Source organism: Clostridium akagii DSM 12554, assembly GCF_000686725.1.
Classification (GTDB): Bacteria; Bacillota; Clostridia; order Clostridiales; family Clostridiaceae; genus Clostridium_I; species Clostridium_I akagii.
In genome coordinates, this window is record NZ_JMLK01000051.1 from 1 (window position 1) to 3,722 (window position 3,722).

The 3,722-nt window shown below is 32.9% G+C and carries 1 protein-coding gene; it reads left to right on the forward strand.

What is annotated here, in order from left to right; all coding sequences use genetic code 11:
- Positions 1 to 3,722, forward strand: a 3,722-nt coding sequence (locus BR66_RS24080) for a DNRLRE domain-containing protein (RefSeq protein ID WP_156946308.1), incomplete at both ends; no start/stop codon positions are given.

Below are 3,722 nucleotides of genomic sequence, written 5' to 3' on the forward strand. Positions count from 1 at the left end.
GCGATGTAAAAGAAAATATAGTAATAAATAAAGCTAGTGATAATGCTTTATATAAATTTAATTTAAATGCAAAAAATCTTACACCAGTTCTTCAGGAAGATAAATCAATTATATTTTATGATTCCAAGGATAAATCAAAACAAGTATTTAAAATTGTATCACCTGTTATGTATGATAAAACAGGACAAACTAGCAATAATATTGACATTAAGCTTAATCAGATTAAAGACGGTTACGAATTGATTTTAACACCTGATAAAACTTGGCTAGGCAGTAGTGACAGGGTGTATCCTGTAACCATAGATCCTTCAATGACTACATCTCTAGACAAAACAAATATTCATGATAATTTTGTGTGTTCAAATGATCCAAGTAATAAATCACAAAATCAATATGTAAGAGTTGGACAAACACCTGTTGTAGGAACCACAAGGACTTATATTAAATTCGATTTACCACAACTTTCTACAGGAGATATGATAACTAGTGCGCAGCTTAACCTAGAATTATGCTCAGGGGTAAGTAAAATCTCCAACAATCAAGTAAATGTACATAAAATAAATCAAGATTTTAATCCGGATACCATTTCCTGGGGGTCACAACCTAGCTATGATTCTAATATTGAAGCCCTTAGCAATATTAGTTTAAATCAAGATCAGTGGGTTAACTGGGATATTACTAGCATTGCCAAGCAGTGGTTTACTCAGGGAAATAACTATGGGTTAATGCTTGAGGAGGACAATGGAGGGAATTATAGTGCTTTTTGGGCATCTAATATATATTCAACTTATGCTTCTGCAAGACCACAAGTAAGTTTTAACTTTATAAACAATAGTGGAATAGAAAATTACTGGACATATCATTCACAAGATGTAGGTAGGGCAGGAACATCTTATGTTAATGATTATAACGGAAATTTAATTTTTAAACACAGTGATATAGATATGAATGGAAGTAAAATGCCAGTTTCCATTAATCATGTTTTTAATAGCAATGATAAAAATTTGAACATTGGTTATGGAAATGGGTGGAGATTAAATATAAGCCAGAAGCTAGAATGGCAAGTTATAAGTGGTACTGGATATTATAGATACACAGATGAGGATGGGACACGGCATTATTTTGAAAATTCAAGTGCAACTACAATTAGTGATGAATTAAATTTGGGGTTAACCCTTACAAAAGAGACAGATGGAACATATTCAATAACAGACAAAAAGAATAATAAAATAGATTTTTATTCAGGAACTTGTGATTTAAATTATATTAAGGATGCCAATGGAAATACAATGACCTTCAGTTATGGTACGGCAGCAAGTAATGGTGTAAGGACATTAACAAAGGTTACGGATGGAGCAGGAAGAGTTGTAAATTTAACATATAATAATGTTGGAGGACTTACAACAATTCAAGATACTGTAGGAAGGGTTACAAATTATAATTATGATGGAAGTGGAAATTTAACATCAATAAGTTATCCAGATAGTAAAACATCCACATATAGCTATGATGGAAATCATAATTTAATGAGTGCTACAAATTATGATGGGTATAAAATATCATATCAATATTATGGTATATCTCCATATAGGGTAAGTGATATTCTCGAATCAAATACAGACGGAACATTAGGCGATGAGCTAAGTATTAACTACGGAAATAATAGTACTACATATACAGATGAAAAAGGAAGAAAAAACGTATATGAATTTGATAATACAGGAAAAACATTATGCATAAAAGATAATGACGGAAGTGCAGAATATTATCAGTATGGTGATACAACCAATGCTTCAAAATTAACATCAGAATCCAAACTAGAAAAAACAATAGTAAATTTATTGACTAATCATGAATTGGAAACTACAGATTCTTGGGCAACTAGTAAGGATGGCGGTAATGGCACTGGTACTTTTACTACAGAGGCAAGTTATCTTGGAAATCAAAGTATAAAAATTACTAAGTCAGATAATGTGAGTAGGCAATATTATGATCAATGGAACAACTTAGCAAAAGGTAAAACTTATACATTTTCAGGTTATGTAAAAACATCAGGTGTTTCAAATACAAATGGAAATGGTGCAGTTTTAAGTTTTTATTATAAAGATAAATCAGGAGTATACCAACATATTGACTCAAAATATAGCAATGGTACTAAGGACTGGCAAAGGCAACAGGTTAGTTTTACACTTCCAAACGATGCTTCTGACACAAATGTACTAACGAGACTCAGTATGTATCAAGAAAGCGGTACATCATATTTTGACAGTTTACAACTTGAGGAAGGGAGTATAGCTAATAGATATAATTTAATCGATAATGGAGACCTTAGTGGTACAAGTGGAACGCCTAATAAATGGAGTGCCAGTGGAACCAGTGGTTCAGATGGAACAACGACTATAAATGATTCAGATCACCCAACTAATCTAGATAACAGCGTATATCAAGTTAATGGAGTATATGGAACAGACAAACGGTTAGGTCAATCTGTTAATGTACATGGAAAAGCAGGAGACATATATTCTCTTGGAGCATGGGGAAAAGCATATTCTGTACCAAGTGGAACTTTTCAAATACAAGCAGCTTTTATTACTGCAGGTGCGCCTCAATGGGTAACGCTTGATTTTAATAAAGCTTCAAACGATTGGCAGTATGCTTCAGGTGAGTGTATAGCTAAATCAGATTACTCAAGAATAGACATATATTATCTTTACAAGGATAATGCTAATGTAGCATACTTTGATGGTACACAACTATATAAGGAACAATTCGGCCAAAGTTATCAGTACGATTCAAAGGGAAATATAGTATCAACGGCAAGTTTAGCACAACAGAATTCAAGCTTTTTATATAATGGGAATAACGATTTAATACAATCTGCTGATCCTAAAGGAAATCTTTTTAAATATGAATATGACAGCAAGCATAATATGACAAATGCAGCTTCAGCAGAAAATATTAACTATGGTTTTAATTATGATAGTAGTGGGAATCCAATAAGTGCAAAGGTTGGAAGTGGAGCAGATTACATTCAATCAAAAGCAGATTATACGGCAAGTGGAAATTATATAAAATCACTCACGGATAGTTTAGGCAATACTGTGAATTATAATTATGATGAGACAAAAGGACTTCTAAGTAGTGTTACAGATGCTAACGGAAGTACTACTAATAATGGCTATGATAATATGGATAGACTTACTAGTACAAGCAAAACTGTAAGCGGACAGCAGATAAGCAATAATTATAGCTATCAAAACGATAAGATAAGCCAAATTACACATAATGGTTTTAATTACAATTTTGCTTATGATTCATTGGGAAATAATACAACAGTTGCAGTAGGAAATCAAAATTTGATAACAAATACCTATGAACCAAGAACTAGCGTGTTACAAAAATCAACTTATGGAAATGGACAATCAGTAAGTACGGATTTTGATAATTTGGATAGACCAACAGCAAAGGTTGTTAATGGAGATAGCACCGTTGGAGTAAGTTATGATGCACAAGTTGAAAATGTAGGGTGGCAACCAGTGACAAATGATTATAATTTGGCTGGGACCACAGGGCAAGGATTAAGACTTGAAGCATTAAAAATAAACCTTACAACGCCAATAGCAGGGATGAGAATAAAATATCAGGCACATGTACAAAATATAGGGTGGCAAGACTGGGGTTATGACGGAAGTACAGCAGGAACAGTGGGACAAGGTCTAAAA